Below are 25,307 nucleotides of genomic sequence, written 5' to 3'. Positions count from 1 at the left end.
TCTGTTAAGCATGATGCGATTGCCGGCAGATGTTGCCGGACGCGTCAATGCTCTTGGCGGGTTTAATGGGTGCGCTGCGCAAGCCAGCGCCGCCAGCTTTTCTCATTGCCGTTGAAGACGTTGAGATCGATCTGGGTGCTGTGTCCTGCCGAAAGGCCAGTGCCTGAATATTGCCAGAAGGCGAAGTCACGGCCAGGATAGCGTTTCTTGGGGTGGGCGGCCACCGAGCGCAACCAGAAGGAATACTCCCTGAATTCCCCCTTCAGGTTGTCCTCATAGAAGTCCGGCGCGGTGTAAATCACCGGTTTCTGGCCGTAATGACGCTCAAGCTTCTTCATGAAGACCTTCATCTTCTTCAACACCATCGCGCGGGGCGGGCGGTGCTTGCAGGTGCGCGAATGGGAATTCCATTCAACGTCGATCACCGGGGAAGGGCGCCTTTTTCCTTCGGCACGTGGCGGATGAACCAGTCGGCCTGCAGTTCTGCTTTCGAACACCAGTAGAAAAAGTGGTAGGCGCCGCGCGGGATTCCGGCCTTGGCGGCAGCAGACCAGTTGCGGCGGAACATGGCATCGGTGTGATCATCGCCTTCGGTAGCCTTGATATATGCGAAATTGGCGCCCTGGCGGCGCAGTTTGACCCAGTCTAGGTCACCCTGCCAGCGCGAAACGTCGACACCGTGAACTGCATAATGACGGGGCTTTACCCGCCCGAAATTGATGGGCTTGGCGTCCTTGAAGCGAGGGGGGTAAACCTTGACACGGCCATGGGTATTCCTGCCTTGCGGGGACGGCGCCGGGCGCACCATTGCGGTGCGTACGGGTTCGCTGACCTGTTTTTCGATGGCTTTGCTGGAGGGGACGTCAGGGGTGTCGGCCAGTGCCAACTCCGAGGCCAGGGAAACGGACTGGCTGGGCACCGGAGCGCTTCCGGCGACCGAGCCCGTGGTCTGGCTGGAAGTACCAGTGACATCAAGGGCGTCGGTAACGCCTGACGAATTGCAAGATGAAAGGAAAACGGCGGCCACGGCAATGGCCGGAAGAACGCAAGAACGCATGTTTTGCCTACTCGAAACTGTTACACCGGCGATGGCCGGAGGCGGCGTCCGGCGAGCATTAAGCAAACCTTACCGAAAAAGACTGAATCCGAAGTAAATGAAATGAGGCGGGCAAGGCAGCCCTGGATTCGAGCTGCACGGTTTGTTGGGGCAGGAGGAGCCGTGTTTTCTCGTGCAAGTGTCAGAATTCATACTGGATGTTACGGTTAACAAACGTGGTTAACGCTATGTTTACGCCGCTCGGCGAAGGTTCCCCCGCGATAGCACTAGGGGCCATCATGCGAATACTGGTAGTTCTGCTCACAATCTTGCTCGTGTCCTGCGCGACACCGAAAACCCAACCCAATTCCTTCTATTCGGGCGTCTATGTGCCGGGGAATGTGGTGATAGAAAATGGCGGGGCCTATCGTTCCACCGCTTCCGTTTTCGCCAAAAAAGACGTGGCTGTAGCGCGCAAGGCGGCCTATGCCAGACTGTTGCTGGAAGCGAAGGCGGCCGGCTATGCTTACTTCACCATTGCTGACGTTGACCGGCGGTCGGTCATCGGCACCCGGATCACCATTGCCGGCAAACTGTTTCGCAAGGCAGCGTCTGACGCGGCGGTCTATCCAATCGATGCAATCAAGCGGCTGTTGAAAGGCCTTCCCATCAGGACCCTGAAGGAGATTGCTGCCGAACGGCGCCGGAAGCAGGCCGCCGAAGCTGCCCGCAAACGCGCCGCCGCGAAAAAACAGGCGGCACGCAGACAGTCCGCCAAACGTGCGAGCACTGCGGCCGCGCCATTACCCACATCACATCATCCCGGCACGGTTTCCCCTTCTGCCCGTACGCCCCAAACAGAAGAAGGCGGGCCGATTATCATCATGGCGCCACAGGATATTACCGGCTCCATCGGCAAGGCGAAGCGCCGTCAGCAGCCAGCCCGGGGTGCGGTTTCAGGCAGCGATAGCGGAGCGGCCAGGATGCCGCAGTCTTCCGGGCAGGTTCCGGCGGGCCGTCCACTTGGCGTGAGCGGCATTCCTTCCGGCGTTTACCTGCTGCGCAACTGACGATGCGTACTGAAGGGGCGTGAATACCGTCCGTGTGGTGATTCAACCTCCGAATCATGCCACATGACCGGGATGGAATTTTCAGCAGAACAAGACCGTGCCCTCGGCGCCGTGCATCAATGGCTGAAGGCGGGTGACCGTCAGGTTTTCCGCCTTTTCGGCTATGCCGGAACGGGCAAGACCACGCTGGCGCGCCACTTTGCCGAAGGGGTGGACGGGGACGTGCTTTTTGCGGCGTTCACGGGCAAGGCGGCACAGGTGCTGCGCTCCAAGGGTGCCCGCAAGGCCTCGACCATCCATTCCGTCATTTACCGCCCGCGCGGCGAGGAAGAGGTGGAAGATGAGGAAACCGGTTCCAAGAGCATAGCCCCGACCTTTTCGCTTAACCGCCGCTCGCCTGTTTCGGAAGCCAAGCTGATCATCATTGATGAATGCTCGATGGTCGATGAGGCGCTGGGCCGCGATTTGCTTTCCTTCGGCACGCCGGTCCTGGTGCTGGGAGATCCGGGCCAGTTGCCGCCGGTTTCAGGTGGTGGCTTTTTTACCGATTACGAACCCGATTTCCTGCTTGAGGAAATCCACCGGCAGGCACGCGGAAATCCCATCATCGATCTGGCCCAGCAGGTTCGGGAGGGACGGGCGATCATGTATGGTGATTATGGCGCCACGGCCAGGGTGATTTCCAAATCGGAGGTGACCACCGACCAGGTGCTGGCTGCCGACCAGGTGCTGGTGGGGACAAACCGCACCCGGCGGCGCTACAATGACAGGCTGCGGCAGTTGAAAGGGTTTGACGGCCCCTTTCCGCAGGCTGGCGACAAGCTTGTCTGCCTGCGTAATGATACGGCGAAGGGCCTGCTCAATGGATCGTTGTGGACTGTCACAAGTGCGGCCAGGACGGTAAAGTCCTTCATGAATCTGCTGATCCGGGCAGAAGATGACGGCATTGACCGCTATTCTGCGAAAGTCAAAGTCTTGAAATCCGTGTTTGAAACGCCCGATGCCGATATTCCCTGGCAGGAGCGCCGCCGCTATGATGATTTTGACTACGGCTATGCGCTGACGGTACACAAGGCGCAGGGCTCGCAATGGGACGAAATCATCCTTTTCGATGAAAGCGGGGCGTTTCGCGAGCATGCCCAACGCTGGCTCTATACTGGGATCACCAGAGCTTCAGAACGCATCACGATCGTGCGTTAGGCCAATTCGCTTTGGGCAATTGCGGTCGTTGAGGTTCCGCAAAAACATGTGTAACCGGTATGGATTTTTACCGCAGGTTAACCATAATTTGACAACAATCCGGCTACCCAGGTGGGGAAGGGCCGGTATGAGAAACAAGTTCAATAAGTACAGAGGTTGGCACGGCTGGATTTTGCGTGTCGCATATGTGTTTGCGTTGGTCGCCATTCTTGGCGTTTCCTATCGTTTTTATAATCAGCAGAACATGCAGAACCGCGACATCAATGCGATACGCGTGATGTCAGACAAGTTTGCGGCGCTGGATGCGGAATTGCTGGCGTTGGCCGACAAGGCTCAACGGGTGGCGGAAACCTTTGCGAAGGCGGAGGAGGGCGCCTTTGTTTCGGCCATGATGGCGGGCATGACGCTGAAGGAACGCAAGGCGTTTCTTAAGAGCCAGCCGGTCGACAGCGACATCGTATCGCCGCGCACGGGACTGCTGTTTTACCAGGACAAGGCGGAAAAGGCATTTGATTCGTTTCTCGATTCCTGGCGTCTTGCCGGTGGCGAATTGAGTAGCTTTGTCGTTCAGGGTGCGCGTTTTGCGACGTTGGACGACCCCTTCAAACATCATGTCGCCCTGCTTAATTCGTCACTCATCGAAAAGACCCGAACCAAAAAGGACATCTACTGGGCATCGCGTCAAATCACGGAAAACTACAACAGTTTCGTGCGGCCAACCAATGCGCATTTTCAGGATCGCATCCGCCTGCTGCTGGACAAGGGTGCCCAATCACAGGGCAGGTTGCTGGAAACCTATCTGCTGTTCGGCCTCGGGCTGGTAGGCGCATTGCTGTTTCTGGTTTTCATTCCGGTCGACGTTTTTCTGCAACGGTTGCTCAACAAGCTGGAGCGGGAGCACTTCAGGGCGGAGGAAGCCTTGAGAAAGGCAGAATCAGCCGACAATGCCAAATCGGAGTTCCTTGCCAATATGAGCCATGAAATCCGCACGCCGATGAACGGTGTGATGGGAATGGCAGAATTGCTGGCCAAGACGGAACTCAATGCCCGCCAGAAAACATTTACCGACATCATCGTTAAGTCGGGTGCTTCCCTGCTTACCATTATCAACGACATTCTCGACTTCTCCAAAATCGATGCAGGCCAGCTTGAGCTGGATCCCGCGCCGTTCAGGCTTGGCGAATCCATTGAGGATGTGGCAGCGCTGGTTTCCTCCCGGGTGGCTGAAAAGGATATTGAGCTGATCGTTCGCATCTCGCCGGACATGCCAGCCTGGCTGATCGGCGATGTCGGGCGGGTCCGTCAGGTGGTAACCAACGTTATCGGCAATGCGATCAAGTTCACCGAGAAAGGGCATGTTTACGTCAATGCCCATGTGACCGGGTTTGCCAACAAGGGCAAGAGCGGCGCGCGCCAGGCAATGGTACGCATTGAGATCGAAGATACCGGCATCGGAATTCCCGAAGCGCAATTGGACAAGGTATTCGAGAAATTCTCCCAGGTGGACGGTTCTTCCAGCCGCAACCACGAGGGGACCGGACTGGGACTGTCCATCGCTTCTTCGCTCGTTGATCTGATGGGTGGCACAATGGGGGTTCAGTCCACGGAGGGTGAAGGCTCGCTGTTCTGGATCGAGGTCCCCTTCATGGTGGAGGCAGAAAAGCCTGCGAGCAAACCGGTGCCGAGGGATGTCAGCGGTTCGCGCGTGCTGATTGTCGACGACAACGAAGTCAACCGGGCGATCCTTTCCGAGCAGCTCTCATCGTGGCAGTTCGATCATGCCGCCGCGGCAAGCGGTGCAGAAGCGATCGAGTTGCTGAAGGTGGCAAAGGTCAACGGTATTTCGGTGGATTGCGTTATCCTGGATTATCACATGCCGGGTATGAATGGCGGCGATACCGTTCGGGCCATTCGTGCAGATGCCCAGATTGCCGACATTCCCGTGGTCATGCTGACCAGCGTCGACCAGACAGAGGACGGCAAGACATTTTCCTCGCTCGGTGTGCAGCGGCATCTTACCAAACCCACCCGTTCGGCATTGCTGCTTGAGACGCTGGTGGAAGTCATCGGCGAAACCGCATTGCGGGAACAAAAAGCCGATGAAGCGACGAAGGGCATCATGATGGCGCGCCAGATCGCACTGGGAACGGTTGATGGCGATGAGAGTGCTGATGGGGCAGGTGAAGAATTCTCCCACAACAGCGATGCCAACGCCACTGCGGCTGTGGCGGAAAAGGAGACCCATGTCATGGCGGTTGAAGAAAACGGCACAGCTGCCGGCGGAGTGGCTGAAACAGCAGTGCCTGATGAAGCTGATGCTGACGATGTGATGAAGGAACAAGCCGGCACCATTGATGAAGGCGACTACGAAATTCTGGTATGCGAGGATAATGAGGTAAACCAGATCGTCTTCACGCAAATCCTGCTGTCGACACCGTACCGGTTCCACATTGTGAACAATGGCGAAGAAGGGCTGGCGGCGTTCCGCGAACGTGCCGGCAATCCGCCGAAGCTCATTTTGATGGACGTTTCGATGCCGAAAATGAACGGGTTGGAAGCGACGGCGGAAATTCGCCGTGCTGAAGCGGAAACCGGCGGCAGAACGCCGATCATCGGCGTCACGGCCCATGCCATCAAGGGCGATCAGGAGACCTGCATCAATGCCGGCATGGACGATTATCTTTCCAAACCCGTTTCACCGGAAAAGCTGATTGCGAAGATCGATCAGTGGATTTCCGGCAAGCAGGCAAGCCAGGTTGCCTGAGCACAGCTAACCAAGACAGGCTTAGCTGGCGAGCGGCAGCTTTCCGTGCTGGGGCCTGGTAACGACCACCGCTTCGAAGACATCGGCAGATAGCGGCGGATGAAAGTGATAGCCCTGAAAGCCGCCACAGCCGCGCTCCTGCAGATAATCATGCTGCAGCGCATTGCCTACATGTTCAGCCACCGTATGGAGCTTCAGGGCATGGGCAATGCCCAGTATGCCGGCAATCATGCTGCGTGAACTGCCGTCATTTTCAATCGATGAAACCAGCAGGCCGTCAATCTTGATTTCGTCAACGGGCAGGTGATTGAGGTTGGCCAGCGACGCAGAGCCCGTGCCAAAGTCGTCGAGTGAGAACCGCACACCAGCCTTCTTGATCTGATGCATTTTCGAACCAACGGACTTCATGTTCCGGGTAAGCAGGCTTTCGGGCAATTCAAGGGTCAGCCTGGAAGGGTCGACTTCGGATTTTTCAAGCAATGCTTTGAGGTTTTCGGCAAAGCCCGGCAGGGAGAATTGCTGAACCGACAGATTGACCGACAGGCTGAGATGGCGAAGCTGCGGGTTTTTCTGCCAGGACGCCAGGCGTTCGATTGCCTGGTGCAGTACCCATTCGTTGATTTCGGTAATGAGCCCGCTTTTTTCGGCCGCTGGCATAAAGTCGGAGGGTGCGATGATGCCGTGTTCGGGATGCTCCCACCGGATAAAGGCCTCAGCCCCCGAAATGCGTCCGTTACGGTCGATCTGCGGCTGAAACACCAGATGAAATTCGCCCCGATCGGCGGCGCCGGGAAGATCTGAAAGATAGCCGGCGATGGCGCCACCCGCGTTTTCGCGCTTTTCGTCGAAGATGACGAAGGTGTTGCGGCCGCTTTTCTTGGCCTGATACATCGCGGTGTCGGCGCGCGACAGGATTTCTTCCACGCTGGCTTGCTCAGGGCCGATCAGGGATATGCCGATCGATGGCGAGCAGTGGTGCTCGCTCCCCTGTAGCTCAAATCCCTCGGCGAAACTGTTAAGAAGCTTGCTTGCGAAGGCCGCGGCCTTTTCACGGGACAGCTCAAGGTCGGTACCCAGATTGTCGATGACAATGACGAATTCATCACCGCCGAAGCGGGCAACCGTGTCACAGGCGCGGGTCTGGGAGCGCATGCGCTGGGCGACCTGACGCAGCAGCTCGTCGCCCGCCTCGTGCCCGTGGGTGTCGTTGAGTTGCTTGAAATTGTCCAGATCGATGAACAAAAGTGCGGCATATTCGCCACGCCTGTTGCAGGCGGATATCGCTGCCTTGACCCGATCTTCCATCACGCTGCGCTGGGGAAGCGAAGTGAGCGTGTCGAAATTCGCCATACGCTCCAACCGTTGTTCGATCTCTTTCTGGCGGGTGATTTCCAGCGCATGGCCGTGCCAGACAATGACGCCGTCTTCCTCCACTTCCGGCGTTGCGGTAACGTGAATCCAGATTTCCTTGTCATTGGTGCCGGAATAGCGGATTTGCTGATCCAGCGGCTTTAGTTCCCGTGCGGATGCAGTAAACGCCTCATTGTAGTGTTTGAGATCGCCCGGCTCGATCCGGCTGGTGATGCATTTGAGAACATCTTCGGCAGGTACACCCTGAAGTCCGAAGAGGCTAACAAATGTATCGCTCATGTAGTGTATTGAAACCCTGCGTCCGCCATGCTGGGTAATCTGGAACAGGCCGCCTGGCAGGTTGGCGGCAAGCTTCTCCAGCCGGTCACGTGTCTCCGTCAGTTTCATTTCATGGGTGATGTCGCGGACCGTACCCTCGTAATAAAGCGGAGTACCGTTTTCAGGATCGGTTACCAGGCGCGCATTTTCGCTGATCCAGATGCGCTCGCGTGTTTTGTGCCGGTAAACCTGCGATACGAACCCGCTGACGTGGCCGCGTTCGAACAACTGGCATTTGAAGTCATCGCGCCGGCCCGCTTCCACATACCATTCGGCTGCGATGTTCTTGACGGCATCGAGTTGCTCCTGCTCGGTGCGGTAACCGTTCAGGCGCACCAGGGCGGGGTTGGCCTGAATCTGGTGGCCGTCGAGGCTGGAGCGGTAGAACCCCTCCTGGAGATGATTGATGGCTTCGCGATGATTTTCAAGCTCGGCACGGGTCCGGCGCAGTTTGCGCCAGAGCACGGCAGCCATGGCGGTGCCGCACGATCCGGCCAGCGCCACATACGGTAGAAGTCCGGCCATTTGCTCGTTCAGGACTGACAATCCAATTCCCCGGAACCAAATTTCCCCACAGGCGCAAAGACTGGCGTAAATTGAGAAAGATAAGGCAAAGGAACACGGTAAAGTTTTTCATAAACAGACGTTCCATTGCGGGCCGTGTTGACGCGGGCTTTATCCCGCGACATGACTGGTGCAATCGCCAATGTGAAAACAGGCTTCACCCATGCCCGCCCAGCTTTCCGTCAATCTCAACGCCATCGCCATGTTGCGCAACCGGCGCGACCTGCCGTGGCCCAGCGTGACGGGCCTGGGGGCGATTGCGCTTGAAGCCGGTGCCCACGGGCTGACGGTTCACCCCCGGCCTGATCAGCGGCACATCCGCTTTTCCGATGTGCCGGAAATCCGCGCCCTGATCGACGATGCGTTTCCGGACGCCGAATTCAATATTGAAGGCTATCCAACGCAGGATTTCCTGGCGCTGGTGGACGAAGCGCAGCCCGAACAGGTCACCCTGGTGCCCGACGATCCGATGCAGCCGACCTCCGATCATGGCTGGGATTTCATCACCAATCAGGAAATGTTGGTGGCAATCGTCAACCGGCTCAAGAAAGGGCGTATGCGGGTTGCACTGTTCTGCGATCCTGATGCGTCCGAAGCACAGATCGCGGCGGCCAGGACGACAGGGGCTGATCGGGTGGAATTTTATACCGGGCCTTACGGGGCCTGCCATGATGATTCTGAAAAGGCGGCCAATGCCTTGAAGGATTTGCAGAAAACAGCAGAGCTTGCGCATGCATCGGGACTTGGCATGAATGCCGGTCATGATCTGACGGTTGCCAATCTTCCGGCACTGGTTGAGGTTATGCCGCATCTGGCGGAGGTCTCCATTGGCCATGGCCTGACGGCCGATGCGCTTGAGTTCGGCATGGCAGGGACGGTAAAGCGTTTCCTTTCAGCGCTTCAGCCCCAGGACGACTAGGCGGTTCTGGCGGATATCCGGATTCCATCGCATGAGGGGCTGTCTCGCGGCTTTTCGGCTGTTTATGTCCTGCTATAGTGGATGACCGGATTTGAAGTCGAACAATGCCGTGACAGTTTGTGCCAGTGACCCTGCAGGGAGGAGCCCACACCATGATGAGCCGTGAGAAGAACGACCGCATAACCCGCATCGGCCCGGGAACGGAAGCTGGCGCGGTGCTTCGTCGCTACTGGCAACCGGCAGCGCTCAGTGACGAGTTGTCGGGGTCGCGCCCGGTTGTTCCGGTGACGCTGCTGGGAGAGCAGTTGGTGCTGTTTCGCGATGAGGACGGCGGTCTGGGCCTGATTGGCCGCCATTGCCCCCACCGCGGCGCCGATCTGTGTTACGGGCGGCTTGAGGACAATGGCCTTCGCTGTCCGTTTCATGGCTGGCACTTCGACCGGGCGGGCCAGTGCGTGGAACAGCCCGGCGAGCCGGAGGGCAGCCGGATGCATGAAAACATCAAGGCGGTTTCCTATCCGGTAGTTGAGAAAAACGGCATCATCTTTGCCTATATGGGGCCGCTCGCCGAAGGTGCCGCTCCGCCCGCCTTTCCCGACTATGACTGTTTTCGCGCGCCGGACAGCCATGTCTTTGCCTTCAAGGGGCTGTGGGAATGCAACTGGCTGCAGGCGATGGAAGTGGGCATCGATCCGGCGCATGCCTCTTTTCTGCATCGATTTTTGCAGGACGAGGACCCTGAGGAATCCTATGGCAAGCAGTTCCGCGACAAGGCGGCCAATACCAACATTCCGATGACAAAGCTGCTGCGTGACTATCCAAGGCCGGAAATCCTTGTGGAGGAAGCAGGGCACGGCATGCGGATCATCTCGCTGCGCCACCTTGATGACGGGCGCACCCATGTGCGGGTGACCAACCAGATTTTTCCCGAAGCAATTTGCATTCCCATGTCGCGGGAGATGACGATCACCCAGTGGCACGTGCCGGTCGATGATGAGAACTGCTACTGGTTTTCCATGTTCACCTCTTTCGGTAAGCCGGTGGACAAGGAATTGATGCGGGAGCAGAGGCTGAAGGAGCACACGCTGCCGGACTATGCGCCGGTCAAGAACAAGCGCAACAATTACGGCTACAATCCGCAGGAACAGGAAAACCTGACCTATACGGGCATGGGCCTCGACATCAACGTTCATGACCAGTGGGCGGTGGAAAGTCCGGGCCCGATACAGGACCGTACCCAGGAGCATCTTGGAAAGACCGATACAGCGATCATCCGCTACCGCCGAATGCTGAACGCGGCCATGGATGCCCTGGCAGCAGGCGATGAGGATGGGCTGCCGGCAAGTGGCAATGTTGCGGCGATGCAGGGGCCGGTGTCGATCGACGCCATCGCGCCTGCCGGTACAGGCTGGGAAGCGGTGTGGCGTGAAAGCGACCGGGAGCGGCGCGCGGCCTGTTCCTGGAACGCGCAGGTTGGCGATGATGAAACCGCCATGAGCGGCGCTGCCGAATGAGCGTGGAAGAAGGGCTGAAGGGGGCAGGCTGGCTGGAGGCGGGCTTCTGGATGAAGCCGGGATCACCGCAGCGCTCGAAACGCTCGGCCGCATTGAGGCGGAAGGGATTGAGACCATCCGCATGGTCTTTGCCGACCCGCACGGCATTCTGCGCGGCAAGACGGTAGTGGCCGAGGCGCTGCCCCCGGTGCTGGCATCCGGGCTCGGGGTGCCCTCGACACTGCTTTTAAAGGATTTGTCGCACCGCACGGTTTTTCCGGTATGGTCGGGGAATGCCGGACTTGCCTCCAACCCGCTTGGCGGGGCAGGGGACGTCCTGCTGGTGCCCCAACCTGAAACACTTACTCCTGTGCCGTGGTCGCCTCATTCGGCGTGGATGCAGTGCCGGCCGGTCTATACCAATCTGACTGAAATCCCTTTTGAACCGCAAAATGTGCTGGCAAAGGCGATGGCGAAACTTGCAGATGCCGGCATGGCCTTTGTCTGCGGCCTTGAAATCGAGTTTCACATTTTCAGGGTTACGGACGCAGCACGCGATCATGGATCGGCCACCATGCCGCCCAGGCCTCCAAACACCGAATTGATTGCCGACGGTTACAAATACCTGACCGAAAGCGTTTACGATGCCGCCGAACCCGTGCTCGACGAGATACGCCGCGCTGCCCAGGCCATGGGCCTGCCGATTGCTTCCGTCGAGGTGGAAATGGGCCCGGGACAGTTCGAGGTAACCTTCTCACCGGGGCCCGCAGAGGTTCAGGCGCGCCATCTTGTTCTGTTTCGCACCATGGTCAAGGAACTTTGTGCGCGCAACGGGCTGCACGCGACCTTCATGACGCGGCCGGCGGTCGAAAACTGCGCATCGAGCGGCTGGCATGTTCACCAGTCGGTGGTCGATCTCAAGAGCGAAATCAACCTCTTCGAGCCAAAGGAGGGAGAGGAGCTTTCGAAAGCCGCTGAAGGCTGGTTAGCCGGCTTGCTGGCCCATGCAGGCGAAAGCTGTCTCATGACAACGCCAACGGTCAATGGCTACAAGCGTTATCAACCCTTCATGCTGGCGCCTGACCGCATCCAGTGGGGGCGGGACAATCGCGGTGCCATGCTGAGGGTGCTTGCCTGGCCCGGCAATTCGGCAAGCCGTATTGAAAACCGCGTCGCAGAACCGGCGGCCAATCCCTATTACTGTCTTGCCTCGCAGATGCTGGGCGGGTTGAGGGGCATCGCCGAAGGGCTTGAGGCGCCGCCGCCCGTTGAACGGCCTTATGAGGATGAGGCTGAGACGCTGCCTGCAAATCTTGGCGATGCGATCGGACTGTTTGAGGGCGGAAGCCTGTATCGCGATGCGCTCGGCGAGGAGTTCGTTTCCTTCCTTGCCAGGTTGAAGCGGGCTGAATGGGAGCGTTACCTTTGCGTGGTTTCGCATTGGGAACAGGCTGAGTATTTCACCAATTTTTGATGGAGGCGCTTGTGCCGCAGGAAGTTACGTTCACCGGTTTCGGGAAGCAGTCGCTGCCGTTTTTGAAGGCGCTCGGCTTTTATCAGGACCGCGAATGGTTCAGGGAGAACAGGCCGGTTTACATGCGCGAAGTGCGCGAGCCGATGGGCGATCTCATCGAAACGCTTGCCGCACGTTTTGAAAAGGCGGGCATTCCCCTTGCCGGAGACCGCAAGAACTCGCTCTACCGGGTTAACCGGGATGTGCGGTTTTCAAAGAACAAGGATCCTTATGTCACCCATGCCAGCGCCATGCTGACGCGCTCGGGCACAAAGAAGGATAACGGGTTTGTCTACATGCACTACTCCAATGAACGCAGCTTCATCGCCTGCGGGTTTTTCGGGCTGGAGGGAGAGGCGATGCGGGCCTTTCGCGAAATGATCATTCGCGAGGAAAAGAAGTTTGCCGGCATTGTGAAGAAGCTGGAAGGGTATGGCTACAAGCTGGAGGACGAATCGTCGCTCAAACGCAATCCCCGCGGCTTTGAGGACGTTTCCTCAGAGCCTCTTACGACGTGGATCAGGCTGAAAAACCATACCTTCATGGAAGAGCTGACGCCGGCGATATTCCAGTCGCCGGAAGTTGCAGACCGCATGTTCATCATGGCCAAGCGGGCGATGCCGTTGCTTGAATTCGGCTGGCGTGCAACCGACAGCGTGCGCGATTCGGCGTGATAGGGGCTGGGCCCCGACCCTATTTATGAGTTCATGACCAAAGTTCTTCAGGGGTCTGGCAAAGTTCGCCGGCGCTGGCAGCCTTGATGCCCATTTCCACCAGATTGCTCGCTTCCAGCTTGCGGGATGCCGATTTCAGCAGCAGCGTCAACGAGGTTTGGCTAAGGCCCATCTTGTGACAGGCCTCGCCATAGGATCGCCCTTTTGAGAGCATGGAGACGACCTGCCGTTCCAGCTTTGTCAGGCGTTTGTGCTCGAACAGCGTCGTTACTTCGGGGAATTTGGAAATAAAGGCAGCGACAATGTGCGGATAGGCTGCCCTGATCGGGCATTGAGCAGCGGATGCATGCGTCCTGCCGGGAACGCCGATTGTGGTGACGGCAATTCCTCTGCCGATCATGACAGGAAGAATCAGGATATCTCCGAAGTCCAGCCGATCGATTTCCCGGAAAAAGATGCGGTCATTCAGGGTCAGATATTGCGTGCGGTCAATCGAAGAACAATAAAACGGAGACAGGCGTTTGCGCGATTCCTTGTAGAACGGGCATCTGCCGGCTGGCTGCATGGCGATCGAAATCTGGCGAATCGATTTTGGATAGGCTGAAAACGGCCTGACGATCGCCGTTTCATCTTCGCTGTCGGAGAATTTCAGGGAAAGCAGTTTGCCGTCCAGCTTGTCCACAAAATCACTGGTGACGGCAGTGGCCTTATTGATATCCTCAGCCTCGAGAATGCCTTGCAGGGCGTCCAGAAGAGACCGCCCGGCGGCATATTGTTCCCGCAAGTCTGAAACCGAGTGAATCACAGGCACCCTCCTGCCCCATGAAAAGATAGCACAGAAACAGCCGGAAACGAAAACACATGGCTGTGAAATTCTGTGTTCACCTTGCGTGAACGGCCAAAACCGGACCGCAGCACCGGTCCGAATCTTTTGTCAGAGCGTGTCTTGATTAGCTGGAAGCAGTTTGAATGGATGGATTTTTCGCCTCTGGAAAGGAGAATACCGCAGAGCGATGCGATGGCATCGGACGAGGATTTCGACGAAGCCAGGGCGGAAAAGACACCACAGCCGGTGCAATACCATGTTGAATCCCTTTTGTTTTTTGTAATCGCCTGCAACCCGGTAACCGGCGTTCAAACGATTCCATCCAACCAGGACACGCTCCAGCCGCTGCGCCTGCCGCCTCTTGACTATGTACCGTACGGTACGGTACATGTTTTTCATGAGTACGCATGAGGTTACACAACAGCAGGTTCTGGAGCCGGGCCAGGTAGCCCGGGACAGCGATCTCACGCCCCGCCAGCATGAGGTGCTGGCTGCCGTGCTCGATCTGATGGTGGAGGAGGGGGACGGGTTTTCGCTGGCAAAGGTCTGCCGCAGGGCGAGCTGTTCAAAGGAAACGCTCTACAACTGGTTCGGCGATAGGGACGGACTACTGACGGCAACGGTGCAGTGGCAGGCCGCAAAGGTTAAAATGCCGGAACCGGACGCCGCCGGCATGACCGCGGTCCGCTTTCGCGAAGCCCTTGCAGCCTTTGCCGTATCCTGGCTCGAGGTGATCACCAGTGATGTTTCCGCGGCACTCAACCGGCTGGCGATTTGTCATGTGGCATCGGGAAACGGCCGGCTTGGCGAAATCGTTCGCGAGAACGGGCCGCTCGCCATGCGGCGGCGGTTAAGATCCATTTTTGAAACCGGCAGAACGGCAGGATTTCTTGCCTATGAGAATTGCGAAGCAGCCATTCGCAGCTTCTTCGGCCTTGTGGTGGCCGATTGGCAGATTCGCAAACTGCTGGGAGAGACGGCGCGTCCCTCGGCGGGCGGTATCAGACAGACGGCCGAAAGGGCTGTCGGGGAATTCCTGCTTCTTTACGGAGCAGGCGAGCTTGAAGTCAACCAACACGGTTAGGGAGTAACAACATGCGTGTTTATTATGATCGCGATGCCGATCTCAATCTCATCAAGGGCAAGAAGGTTCTTGTCGTCGGCTATGGATCACAGGGGCGGGCGCATGCGCTCAACCTGAAGGATTCCGGCGTCAAGGATGTGCGCGTTGCACTGCGCGAGGGTTCTTCCACGGCAAAGAAGGTGGAGGCCGACGGGCTGAAGGTGATGAGCGTTGGAGAAGGGGCCAAATGGGCCGACCTGATGATGATGGCAACGCCCGACGAGTTGCAGGCCGGCATCTACAACAGCGAGATCGCGCCGAACATCCGCGACGGGGCGGCAATTGCCTTTGCACACGGGCTTAACGTGCATTTCGGACTGATCGAGCCCAAGGACACCGTGGACGTGCTGATGGTGGCGCCCAAGGGCCCGGGACATACCGTGCGCGGCGAATACCAGAAGGGCGGCGGTGTGCCCTGTCTCGTTGCCGTTGACCAGGATGCTTCCGGCAATGCGCTCGATCTTGGCCTGTCCTATGCCTGCGGTGTCGGCGGCGGGCGCTCCGGCATCATCGAGACGACGTTCCAGGAAGAGTGTGAAACCGATTTGTTCGGCGAACAGGTGGTGCTGTGCGGCGGGCTGGTCGAACTGATCCGCGCCGGTTTTGAAACGCTGGTGGAAGCCGGTTATGCGCCGGAGATGGCGTATTTCGAATGCCTGCACGAGGTGAAGCTGATCGTCGATCTGATTTATGAGGGCGGTATCGCCAACATGAACTACTCGATTTCCAACACCGCCGAATGGGGCGAATACAAGTCCGGTCCGCGCATCATCACCGAAGAGACCAAGGCGGAGATGAAGCGCGTGCTGCACGATATCCAGAGCGGCAGGTTCACCTCCGAATGGATGCAGGAGTGGCATTCGGGTGCTGCCCGTTTCAAGGCGACCCGCCGCCTCAATGACAGTCACCAGATCGAGGAAGTGGGAGAGAAGCTGCGCGGCATGATGCCGTGGATCAAGTCCAACGCGCTGGTGGACAAAGAGAAGAACTAAGGGTCCTAGCTTGCTGCGATCCACGGCTTTCGTGAGTCTGCCTGTCCTCGCGCTTTGCCCTGCGGTCAGGCGAGTGGATCAAATCCAATGCGCTGGTGGACAAGGACAAGAACTGATCCACACCGGGCAAAAATTCTGATGGGCCGCGGAGCAATCCGCGGCCCTTTTCATTTGCCTTGGCCGGGCTGCCGATTCATGGTGTGCACGACAAACGAGAGGAGGCACATCATGAGTGAGCCGGCTGTAGTATGGGAAAAGGACGGGCGCATTGCGCGTATCCAGTTGAACCGCCCGGAGGTTCTAAACGCCATCAACGACGAGTTGCCGGTTGATCTGGCGCGCTGCGTCAAGGAGGCCAACGACGATGATGACATCCACGTCATTGTGCTTTCAGGCAAGGGAGATGCGTTCTGCTCGGGCTATGACCTTTCCTATTATGCGGAGGCGAATGGCTCGGGGCAGGTGACTCAGGAAATGCCCTGGGACCCCATGAAGGACTACAAGTTCATGAAGCGCAATACGGAGCTTTTCATGGAGTTGTGGCGCTCCTACAAACCGGTTATCGCCAAAGTGCACGGGCATGCAGTCGCTGGTGGCAGCGACATCGCGCTTTGTTGCGATATCATCGTGATGGCGGAGGAGGCGCGCATTGGCTACATGCCGGTTCGTGTCTGGGGCTGTCCCACGACCGCCATGTGGGTCTACCGGCTGGGACCGGAAAAGGCCAAGTGGATGATGTTTACCGGTGACAAGATCAGCGGAAAAGAAGCCAAGGAACTTGGTCTGGTTCTGGACGCGGTGCCAGCCTGTGAACTCGACGAGCGGGTGAACGCGCTGGCCGGGCGCATGGCGGGCATTCCAACGAACCAGCTGATGATGCAGAAGTTGGTGGTCAATCAGGCGATTGATGCCATGGGGCTGGCCAATACGCAGATGCTTGCGACGGTATTTGATGGCATCACGCGTCATTCGCCGGAAGGGATCAACTTCAAGCAGCGTTCCGAGGAGGTCGGCTGGCGGCAGGCAGTTCGCGAACGCGACGAGGGTACGTTCGACTGGACAAGAAACCGGCCAATCAATCCGCAGAAGTAAGGTTGCAGCCTGAAAAGAGACTCCACATCTAGTTCGCCCGCTGCATCCACATCGGGGTGAAATAGGGGGACGCACAGTATTTGACGCGGCCGTTGGGAAGGCGCCAGTTGTTCCACTTCTTGCGGTAGCCCGGCTGCTGCTTGGCGCACCACGCGGCATGGCCGGGGGTTGCAAGTGCCTTGGCGTTCTCCTTCTTGATTACCCGGTCGGCAAGCATGAAGACGCTGAGGAATGCGTTGGCAGATGGTGCTGCTGAAAACACTACTGCCGATGCTAGCGCCATCACGGCAAGGCGGTTTGCGAACGGTTTTGCGGTCATGGCGGGTTTTCCTCCTTCATTTCAATCAGCAAAGACTGGCATCGCCACTGCAGGGCGCGCAAGTGGAAATCCGGCACGCCCCAGGGCCGGCCGGCTGTCCCGTTTTGGAACAGGTTCTTCCTGGCATGAAATTCGCTTCCAGCTTCACCAGTGCAGGCGGGTGTATCAGGAGGTGGTGATGAGCACGGCAATCAGCACACGGGATTCAATTGAAAGGCTGCTGGCAGACTGCAGCCTTGAGCGTGGCAGGCTGTTGCCCGAAGGGGACAGCCGGCGAACGCTGCGACGCCGCATGTTCAAGGGTGCGTCGCTTCATTTCAACGAGGGTACGGCGTCGGTCGAGTGCCTTGTGCGCAATCTTTCCGGCCACGGAGTGATGGTCGAGCTCGACCCTTTAAACCTGCTTCCTGATGCGTTCGTGTTTCGTCTGGCAGGAGATGACCGCCTCAGACAGGCCGAACTTGTTTGGCGGCAAGGGGAAAAGGCGGGCATCCGGTTTCCATAGGAACTTCATTTCACAACAAGACCGGTTTCTGCTGAGCGGCTTGGGGGAGCCGTTCGGGAGGGGAAGGGCGCGGCAGTTTTGCTGCGCCCTTTCTGCTTATGGCTCGAAGCAATGTTGAGCGTCATGAAATCGTGTGTTGCTTCGCATCCGGGGAAGGAATACCCATCGGAAATCCGCCTAGTTCACCGGAGCTTGCATGTCCGTCCGCATTGCCACCTTCAACGCCGAGAACCTGATGCACCGGTTCGATTTTTCAGGTTACCGCAATGAATTGCGGCGCGACCGGGCGCTGCGAATGCTCGATGTGAAGGACGAAAAACACTATCGCCAGCTGGAGCAGGCACGGGTGGTGGCCCATACCGACGATGCGATGCAGTTGACGGCGCTGGCCATCGCCGATTGCCGGGCGGACATCATCTGCCTTCAGGAGGTTGAAAACCTCGATGCCCTGCACGCTTTCGAATATGGCTATCTGTTCAAGATGGTCGGTTCCGGCTACCGCCACAAATATCTGGCCGAAGGCAATGACGGGCGGGGTATTGATGTCGCGGTCATGACACGGCCTGAGACAGCCGATGGCCAGGAAATCGAATTCGTCGGGCTGCAAAGCCATGCGCACATCACCTATGGGGATTTTGGTCTGCACACCAAGGAACTGGCGGAAATGGGCGAGATGCCCCATGAGCGCATCTTCCGGCGAGACTGCCTGGAGATCGATTTCAAGATTGGAGGCCATCCGATCACGCTGTTCGTGTGCCATTTCAAGTCGATGGGCGCAGGCAGGAACGGCCAGGAAGGGCGCGATTATACCATGCCGGTCCGTCTTGCGGAGGCGCGGGCCGTGCGCCGCATCATCGAGGACAAGTTCGGCAAGGGAAAAACCGCCAGGAAGCGCTGGATGATCTGTGGCGATCTCAACGACTACCGCGAAAGGCTGGTGATCGAGGGCGACCGGCACAAGGGCTACCGGTTCACGCCGGTGCGCGAGAATGCCTCGGCCATCGATCCGCTGGTGTCGGACGGGTTTTCCGTCAACCTGGTGGAGCGGCGCGAGGAAATGCAGCGCTGGACACTGTACCATTCGCGCGGGCCGCAGGAGCAGCATTTGTGCCAGCTCGATTATCTGCTGGCTTCGCCCTCACTTGCCAAAAGCAACGGCAAGGCCGTGCCGGAAATCATCCATAACGGGCAACCCTACCGCACGCCGTTTCCTGACGGCCAGGAAGTCGGCCGCTATCCCAGAACCGGCTGGGACCGGCCCAAGGCTTCCGATCACAGCCCCGTGGCGGTGACACTCGATCTCATCTGAACAGATTTGCGCTGAAAGCGTTCCGGTTCAAGCGGCCAACAGGCGCTGACCGGCACTACCCGATCTTTGGGGTATGCCGGCCAGCGCCAAGCAGATGCTGCCGGATGTTCCGCCAGAGCGTCAGCGAGGGGGGCTGCCGCTCCCATCCGGCAGCACTGACCCAAGGCAAACCGGCTGGGCAATGCAGCCGAAACTTGCCTTGGCAGATGGTCTGTCCGGGGATGCCGTATCGCAGGGCAGGACATTCAGACCATCATTACGCGGGGCCGAAACGCCCGTCAGTACCGCGTGGCACGTCTTGGAAAGTGCAAAGCAGTTGCGCTCTCAAGGGCCAAGCTGGCGGTAAATTCTGGCTTGAAAGAAGGGAAAAAGTGGCGATCGGCGGGCGAATTGTGCCGATTTGGTGTCGTCAAGCTAACGACATCTGAAATAGCCGCAAATCAATTATGATTCCGGTTTTGGAACATTTCGTGATTTGCCAGGCCGATTTCGAGTCTCCGGCGCCGCTTGGCGATTGACGGCGCGACACGTGCTCCCTAACACTCCCGTCGCAATCAATGGAAAGCACAATGGACTGAGCCAATGGCCGATTTCTACAAACTGGAAACACTTGCCCTGCATGCCGGCCATGTGCCGGATGAAGCGCACGGCTCGCGCGCAGTGCCGATTCATCAAACCACCTCCTATGTCTTCAAGGATGCCCGCCAGGCAGCAGCCCTCTACAACATGGAAGAGGGCGGTCATCTCTACAGCCGCATCTCCAATCCCACGGTTGCTGTGCTTGAGCAGCGGCTGGCGGCCATGGAGGGCGGGGCGGCCTGCGTTGCAACGGCTTCCGGCATGGCGGCGCTGCATTGTGTCACCACAATGCTGGTTTCCGCCGGTGATCACATCGTTTCCACCGCCCAGCTTTATGGCGCAAACATCAACCTTCTCAAAAACACCATGCCGCGTTTTGGTGTCGAGACAAGCTTCGTGCATGGCCGTGATCTTGATGGGCTGAAGGCGGCAATCCGGCCCAATACGAAATTCCTGTTCTGCGAGATGATCGGCAATCCGGGCCTTGATGTGCTGGATGTCGAAGCGGTTGCGAAGATTGCCGGCGAGGCCGGGATTCCGCTGGTGATGGATGCCACGTTCTGTACGCCTTATCTCTTCAAGCCGCTCGATCATGGCGTCAATGTCGTCATTCACTCGGCGACCAAGTGGCTGGGCGGTCATGGTACGACGATTGGCGGTGCGATCATCGATGGGGGCAACTTCAACTGGGGCCGCAAGGATGGCGAGGGCAAGGACAAGTGGCCGACGCTGACAGCGCCCCATTATGCGCTGGACGGCATCGTGTTCTGGGAGGAGTTCGGCCCGATCGCGCTTTCCCAGCGCATAAGGGCTGAAGCGATGTACAATTTCGGTCCCGCCATGTCGCCCTTTGCCGCCTTCCAGCTTTTGCAGGGGATCGAAACCCTGCCGCTGAGAATGGAGCGGCACATGGAAAACACCGCCAGGATGCTGGACTTTCTTGCCGGGCATGATGCGGTAAGCTGGGTCAGGCATCCAAGCCTTCCAGATCATCCAGATCATGAAACCGCCATGCGCCTGCTGCCAAAGGGGGCCGGTTCGGTCATTGCCTTCGGTGTGGCCGGTGGGCGCGACGGGGGCGCTGCCTTCATAGAGAACGTCAATGTGGCTTCGCACCTGGCCAATGTGGGGGACGCCAAGACGCTGGTCATTCATCCCGCTTCAACAACCCATTCCCACATTTCCGCTGAAGACATGAAGGCGGGCGGGCTTTCCGACGACATGATCCGGCTTTCCGTGGGGCTGGAAAACTTCGATGATCTTGCGGCAGATTTCGACAGGGCGCTGAAGATTGCCCGCAAGATTGCAGGAGGGACAAAATGAAAATAACCCTCGACGGCGATGAGGTTCATATTTCAACCGGGGGCAGGGCGCATGAGGCCGGCAAGCCCTTTGTTGTGTTTCTGCATGGTTCGGGATTCAACCATCTTACATGGGTGCTGCAGTCGCGGGCGCTTGCCTATGACGGTTACAACGTCGTGGCGCCCGATCTCCCCGGGCACGGTTTTTCCGGTGGTACGCCGATTGATGGCATTGAGGCGCAGGCGGATTGGGTGTTGCGCCTGCTTGACGAACTGGGCGCAGAGCAGGCGGTGCTGGCAGGCCACAGCCAGGGTGGGCTGATCGCGCTGGAAATGGCGCAAAAGGCTCCAAAGCGCGTACGTGCGATCGTGTTTATCGCCTCGGCTGCAGCGATCCCGGTCAATCCGAAACTGATCGAGATGGCTGAAAGCGCGCCGGTAAAAGCCTATGCCAACATGGTCGACTGGGCCCATGGTTCCAATGCCCACATGCATGACAATACGGTGCCTGGCGGGTCGCACATCCATTACGGCATTCATGTCATGGAGATGAGCGATAGTTCCGCGCTTGCCACGGATCTGAAATCCTGCGCCGCCTACAAGGGCGGGGAGGAAGCGGCAAAGGCCCTTCACTGCCCCGTTTTGTGCCTTCTGGCGGGCCAGGACAAGATGACGCCGCTCAAGGCCGGCAAGCAGCTTGCCGGCCTGATCAAGGATTGCCGCACGCATGTGATCGGCGATAGCGGCCACACCCTGCCGACCGAGCGGCCACGGCAAGTCAATGCGCAGCTTCGGAGTTTTCTGGAGCAGCTTGAAACGCAATCGGCCGCCTGACCGGCGCGCCTCAATACCAGATAATCCGGGGAAGCCAGGTGAGCAATCAAATCGAGACAGTGTGCGTAATCGGCGCGGGAACCATGGGGTCGGGTATTGCAGCTCAGGTTGCCAATGCGGGCAATCGCGTTCTGCTTCTTGATATCGCCTCGGCCGAAGGCAACCGGAACAAGGTGACGGAAGGGGCTCTGGAGCGCATCGCAAAATCCGATCCGCCGCTGCTGATGAAGCCTGAAAACATCGAGCGCATCGCCATCGGCAACATCGAAGACGATCTTGCCAGGGTGAAGGAATGCGACTGGATCGTAGAGGCCATTGTCGAGCGGCTCGACATCAAGCGCAATCTCTACCGTTCGCTGCTGCCGCATCTGAAAACGGGCGCGCTGGTTTCGTCCAATACTTCGACGATCCCCATCGCCTTGCTGATGGAGGACATGCCCGAAGCGCTTCGCAAGCGCTTTTGCATCACCCATTTTTTCAATCCGGTCCGCTATATGCGCCTGCTGGAACTTGTGCGCGGGGAGGAAACCGCGGACGAGGTGATCAAGATACTGGCTGCCTATAACGATGAGGCGCTGGGCAAGGGCGTTGTACGATGTGCCGATACGCCGGGCTTTCTGGGCAACCGGGTCGGGGTGTTTGCCATGCAGGCGGCGATCCACGAAGCAATGGCGCTGGGCATCGACATCGAGAATGCCGATGCAATTTTCGGCCGGCCGATGGGTATTCCCAAGACGGGTGCTTTCGGTCTGTATGACCTCATCGGCGTTGATCTGATGGCCGATGTGGTGCGCTCGCTGCGCTCGATCCTGCCCCAGGGCGATCCATTCCATGAGGTGGGTGCGGAGAACGATCTGATCAATTCGCAGATCGAAAAGGGATTTACCGGCAACAAGGGCAAGGGCGGGTTTTATGCGGTGATTGATGATGCGCCGGTGTCGCTTGATCTAAAAAGCGGCGAATGGCGCCCCCGCAGGAAAGCGGTGCCGGAACTGGCGGCAAGGGCCGAACGCGAAGGGCTGGGCGTTCTGTTGGAGGACGATGGCCCGCTCGGCGAATTCGCCTGGCGGGTGCTGGCGCGCATTCTGACATATTCAGCGAGCCTCGTTCCGGAGGTTACCTCATCACCGCAGGACATCGATGATGCGATGAAGCTCGGCTATAACTGGATCAAGGGACCGTTTGAACTGATCGACGAGATCGGGCCGAAAACCTTTGCCGAACGGCTTGAAAAAGATGGCCGCCATGTTGCCGACTTTTTGCGCCAGGCTGCCGAAGCCGAGGATGCGCAGGATCGCTGCTTCTACCGGACTGGCGGAAATGTGCTTGCGGTGCGGCATTGGGGTGGCGCGTTTAAACCCATCGACCTGCCCGAGGGGGTCGTGCGGTTTCATCTGACGCGGCAAACCCTTTCACCGGAATTCGGCAATGATTCGGCGGATTGTTTCCGTATTGGCGATGATGTGCTGCTGGTCGAGTTCCACACCAAGGCGAATGCACTTGATGACAAGTCGATGGAGATCGTGCGTCAGGCAGCGGAAACCAAAAGCCGTGGGGTTCTGGTTCACAACGATGCACAGCACTTTTCCGCCGGAGTCAATCTGGAGCGCTTCAAGGCATTCATCGAGCAGGAGGACTGGGCGGGCATGGACCGTTTCCTGCACGATTTCCAGATTGCCGTGGAAGCGCTGCTTTATTCCAGCAAGCCGGTGGTCGGCGCTCCCTCGGGGCTGGCGCTGGGCGGCGGGTATGAGGTGCTGGCCCATTGCGACAAGCTGATTGCCCATGCCAACACGGTGTTCGGCCTGGTGGAGAGTGCGGTCGGTGTCGTGCCGGGCGGTGGCGGTGTCAAGGAAACCTATTGGCGCTGGTTTCAAGCCACCGGTGACTGGGAGAAGGCTGCCTGGAACACGTTCAACCAGATCGGATATGGCAAAACGGCAAGTTCTCCCGATCTTGCCGCCGACCTTGTCTACTTCCTGCCGGAGCGGGACCATCAGGTGATGAACCGCGACCGCCTGGTCTCGGCTGCTCTTGGCGAGATTGACCGCATGGCGGATGGCTATCAGCAGCGTGAACGCCCTCAGTTCCAACTGGCCGGCAGCGCCGCTTACGGAGCGATGGTGGATTTTCTGGAAAAGGGCAGGGCGAAGGGACACTTCATGGCCCATGACGTGACCGTGGCCTCGCAGATTGCGTGGATCGTTACCGGCGGTGAGGATGCACTGGATAGCCTGCCCACGGAGCAGGACATGTATGCCCGGGAGCGGGAAGCCTTCCTGCGTCTTGCCCGAACACCCCAGACGCTCGCCAGAATTACCGGCATGCTGGACGGTACCGGAATACCCAGAAACTGAAACCGGCATATTGGAGCCACAAACAGCGGCCAATCTATTGCTGCTAGAGCGTGGTTAGTGCCTGGTGAACGCACCGGTTTGCATTTTAGCGGTTGCATTTGCCGCAGCGTAAAGTTTTTCCACTAAGTTGTTTATTGACCGGGGTCCCCTACCCACACCACCCGGTCAGGCCGCAAGTACGTATGGCTGCCCCCACGGCAGTCCCGGGCGTGTGGCCTTCACAAAAGGCCCCACCCCGAGCGTGCTTGCGGACCGTAGGCACGGCCCGGCCACCCTGCCCCAGCAATGGCCGGGCGCCTTTTTGTGCTTTCCCATTTTCCGAAGATAACGGTTGAGGACAGGCCAAAATCATTGCAGGTTCCCGCTTCTTGCCAAGTTGCTGGAAGGACTGACAATGAAACTGTGGTATTCCCCTGCCTCGCCATTTGTACGCAAATGCCTGATTGTGGCGCATGAACGTGATCTGGCGGACCGTATCGAAATTATGGATGCGAGCGCCAATGTGGTCGATCCGGACATGCGAATCGTTCAATCGAATCCGGCCGGCAAGATTCCAACCATGGTGCTGGAAGACGGGCAGGTGCTGTTCGACAGCCGGGTGATCTGTGCCTATTTGGATACCTTGCATAACGGCAAGAAGCTGATGCCGCGCTCAGGGGCGAAGCGATTTGAAATCATGACGCTTGAAGCACTGGGTGATGGCATCATGGATGCTGCCGTCAACAATCGCTATGAAACGGCACTCCGCCCGCCGGAATACCGGTGGAAAGCCTGGAGCGATGGCCAGATGGGGAAGGTCATGGCCTCCCTCGACCAGATCGAGGAGCGGTGGATCAAATGCCTGGGGCGCAATCCCAACATGGGGTCGATTGCCGTGGCAGCCGCGCTTGGTTATCTCGGCTTTCGTTATCCGGACCTGAACTGGATGCGGGGCCGTCCGAAGCTGACCCGGTGGTTCAGAAGGTTCAACGAACGCCCGTCCTTCCAGGCGACCGAACCCGAATAAGGAGTGATTGCAAGGCCCGTCTCAAATGGCGGAGAGTTGTTCGCAATTGTGCTGCCGAAATGCGGCGGGCAATAGGCAAGGGACATTTGCGACAGATTGCTTTGTCGTTGCGCCTTTTGGCTCACAATTTCGGGATCGCTGT

20 protein-coding genes and 1 pseudogene are annotated in these 25,307 nt (G+C 58.3%); 17 read left to right on the top strand and 4 right to left on the bottom strand.

The features are described 5' to 3' along the window. Positions 1-62: 62 nt before the first annotated feature. Positions 63-1,057, bottom strand: a pseudogene (locus BVL55_RS10150) (glycoside hydrolase family 25 protein). Positions 1,058-1,335: 278 nt separating this feature from the next. Between BVL55_RS10150 and BVL55_RS10145 the strand changes: the two are divergent. The 3 genes from BVL55_RS10145 to BVL55_RS10135 all read left to right on the top strand — a co-directional run bounded on the left by BVL55_RS10145 (position 1,336) and on the right by BVL55_RS10135 (position 6,070). Next, positions 1,336-2,106, top strand: a complete 771-nt coding sequence (locus BVL55_RS10145) for a hypothetical protein (protein WP_075996796.1) — start codon at positions 1,336-1,338, stop codon at positions 2,104-2,106. A 72-nt stretch (positions 2,107-2,178) separates the two neighbouring features. Continuing rightward, positions 2,179-3,306 carry an ATP-dependent DNA helicase gene (locus BVL55_RS10140; RefSeq protein WP_075998066.1) on the top strand — a complete coding sequence of 376 codons (1,128 nt, stop codon included), beginning with the start codon at positions 2,179-2,181 and terminating at the stop codon, positions 3,304-3,306. Positions 3,307-3,433: 127 nt separating this feature from the next. After that, entirely contained in the window at positions 3,434-6,070 is a 2,637-nt protein-coding gene (locus tag BVL55_RS10135) for a response regulator (protein WP_075996795.1), read from the top strand. Positions 6,071-6,091: 21 nt separating this feature from the next. Here the strand turns inward: BVL55_RS10135 and BVL55_RS10130 are convergent, their stop codons facing one another. Further along, complete coding sequence (locus tag BVL55_RS10130) at positions 6,092-8,284, bottom strand: putative bifunctional diguanylate cyclase/phosphodiesterase (protein WP_075996794.1); 2,193 nt, start codon at positions 8,282-8,284, stop codon at positions 6,092-6,094. A 202-nt stretch (positions 8,285-8,486) separates the two neighbouring features. Between BVL55_RS10130 and BVL55_RS10125 the strand changes: the two genes are divergently transcribed. The 4 genes from BVL55_RS10125 (at position 8,487) to BVL55_RS10110 (ending at position 12,922) form a co-directional block, all read left to right on the top strand. After that, positions 8,487-9,242 (top strand): pyridoxine 5'-phosphate synthase, encoded by a 756-nt coding sequence (locus BVL55_RS10125; RefSeq protein ID WP_075996793.1) that lies wholly within the window; start codon positions 8,487-8,489, stop codon positions 9,240-9,242. A gap of 152 nt (positions 9,243-9,394) precedes the next feature. Continuing rightward, positions 9,395-10,756: an aromatic ring-hydroxylating dioxygenase subunit alpha gene (locus tag BVL55_RS10120; protein WP_075996792.1), complete on the top strand. Its 1,362-nt coding sequence runs from the start codon at positions 9,395-9,397 to the stop codon at positions 10,754-10,756. A 121-nt stretch (positions 10,757-10,877) separates the two neighbouring features. Beyond that, positions 10,878-12,209, top strand: coding sequence for a glutamine synthetase family protein (locus BVL55_RS10115; RefSeq protein WP_244530481.1), 1,332 nt, complete (start codon positions 10,878-10,880; stop codon positions 12,207-12,209). Between the two features lie 11 nt (positions 12,210-12,220). After that, positions 12,221-12,922: a DUF2461 domain-containing protein gene (locus tag BVL55_RS10110; RefSeq protein WP_162841491.1), complete on the top strand. Its 702-nt coding sequence runs from the start codon at positions 12,221-12,223 to the stop codon at positions 12,920-12,922. Between the two features lie 31 nt (positions 12,923-12,953). On the opposite strand, the gene BVL55_RS10105 is transcribed toward BVL55_RS10110, so the two are convergent. After that, positions 12,954-13,727 carry a helix-turn-helix transcriptional regulator gene (locus tag BVL55_RS10105; RefSeq protein ID WP_156892508.1) on the bottom strand — a complete coding sequence of 258 codons (774 nt, stop codon included), beginning with the start codon at positions 13,725-13,727 and terminating at the stop codon, positions 12,954-12,956. Between the two features lie 81 nt (positions 13,728-13,808). On the opposite strand from BVL55_RS10105, the gene BVL55_RS10100 reads away from it, so the two are divergent. From BVL55_RS10100 to BVL55_RS10085, 4 genes are all read left to right on the top strand, one after another. After that, positions 13,809-14,159 (top strand): hypothetical protein, encoded by a 351-nt coding sequence (locus tag BVL55_RS10100; protein WP_205410783.1) that lies wholly within the window; start codon positions 13,809-13,811, stop codon positions 14,157-14,159. Then, positions 14,146-14,832 (top strand): TetR/AcrR family transcriptional regulator C-terminal domain-containing protein, encoded by a 687-nt coding sequence (locus tag BVL55_RS10095; protein ID WP_162841490.1) that lies wholly within the window; start codon positions 14,146-14,148, stop codon positions 14,830-14,832. Before BVL55_RS10100 ends, BVL55_RS10095 begins: the two co-directional genes overlap by 14 nt. A gap of 11 nt (positions 14,833-14,843) precedes the next feature. After that, complete coding sequence (gene ilvC, locus BVL55_RS10090) at positions 14,844-15,863, top strand: ketol-acid reductoisomerase (RefSeq protein ID WP_075996787.1); 1,020 nt, start codon at positions 14,844-14,846, stop codon at positions 15,861-15,863. Between the two features lie 228 nt (positions 15,864-16,091). Beyond that, positions 16,092-16,955 (top strand): crotonase/enoyl-CoA hydratase family protein, encoded by an 864-nt coding sequence (locus tag BVL55_RS10085; RefSeq protein ID WP_075996786.1) that lies wholly within the window; start codon positions 16,092-16,094, stop codon positions 16,953-16,955. 28 nt (positions 16,956-16,983) lie between these two features. Here the strand turns inward: BVL55_RS10085 and BVL55_RS10080 are convergent, their stop codons facing one another. Next, positions 16,984-17,274, bottom strand: coding sequence for a hypothetical protein (locus BVL55_RS10080; RefSeq protein ID WP_075996785.1), 291 nt, complete (start codon positions 17,272-17,274; stop codon positions 16,984-16,986). A gap of 178 nt (positions 17,275-17,452) precedes the next feature. On the opposite strand from BVL55_RS10080, the gene BVL55_RS16545 reads away from it, so the two are divergent. The 6 genes from BVL55_RS16545 to BVL55_RS10050 all read left to right on the top strand — a co-directional run bounded on the left by BVL55_RS16545 (position 17,453) and on the right by BVL55_RS10050 (position 25,165). Continuing rightward, positions 17,453-17,779: a hypothetical protein gene (locus BVL55_RS16545; protein ID WP_156892506.1), complete on the top strand. Its 327-nt coding sequence runs from the start codon at positions 17,453-17,455 to the stop codon at positions 17,777-17,779. 196 nt (positions 17,780-17,975) lie between these two features. Then, entirely contained in the window at positions 17,976-19,088 is a 1,113-nt protein-coding gene (locus BVL55_RS10070; protein WP_075996783.1) for an endonuclease/exonuclease/phosphatase family protein, read from the top strand. 582 nt (positions 19,089-19,670) lie between these two features. Beyond that, complete coding sequence (locus BVL55_RS10065) at positions 19,671-20,990, top strand: O-acetylhomoserine aminocarboxypropyltransferase/cysteine synthase family protein (RefSeq protein ID WP_075996782.1); 1,320 nt, start codon at positions 19,671-19,673, stop codon at positions 20,988-20,990. Then, complete coding sequence (locus tag BVL55_RS10060) at positions 20,987-21,802, top strand: alpha/beta fold hydrolase (RefSeq protein WP_075996781.1); 816 nt, start codon at positions 20,987-20,989, stop codon at positions 21,800-21,802. Before BVL55_RS10065 ends, BVL55_RS10060 begins: the two co-directional genes overlap by 4 nt. A 38-nt stretch (positions 21,803-21,840) precedes the next feature. After that, positions 21,841-24,159 (top strand): 3-hydroxyacyl-CoA dehydrogenase/enoyl-CoA hydratase family protein, encoded by a 2,319-nt coding sequence (locus BVL55_RS10055; RefSeq protein ID WP_075996780.1) that lies wholly within the window; start codon positions 21,841-21,843, stop codon positions 24,157-24,159. Positions 24,160-24,553: 394 nt separating this feature from the next. Continuing rightward, the gene (locus BVL55_RS10050) at positions 24,554-25,165 is read left to right on the top strand and encodes a glutathione S-transferase (protein ID WP_075996779.1); all 612 of its coding nucleotides are present in this window, start codon (positions 24,554-24,556) and stop codon (positions 25,163-25,165) included. Positions 25,166-25,307: the final 142 nt, after the last annotated feature.

The sequence above is a fragment of the Salaquimonas pukyongi genome (assembly GCF_001953055.1).
In the GTDB taxonomy this organism is placed as follows: domain Bacteria; phylum Pseudomonadota; class Alphaproteobacteria; order Rhizobiales; family Rhizobiaceae; genus Salaquimonas; species Salaquimonas pukyongi.
The sequence above is the reverse complement of the archived record's forward strand: the minus strand, read 5'-3'. Positions and strand labels throughout refer to the sequence as shown.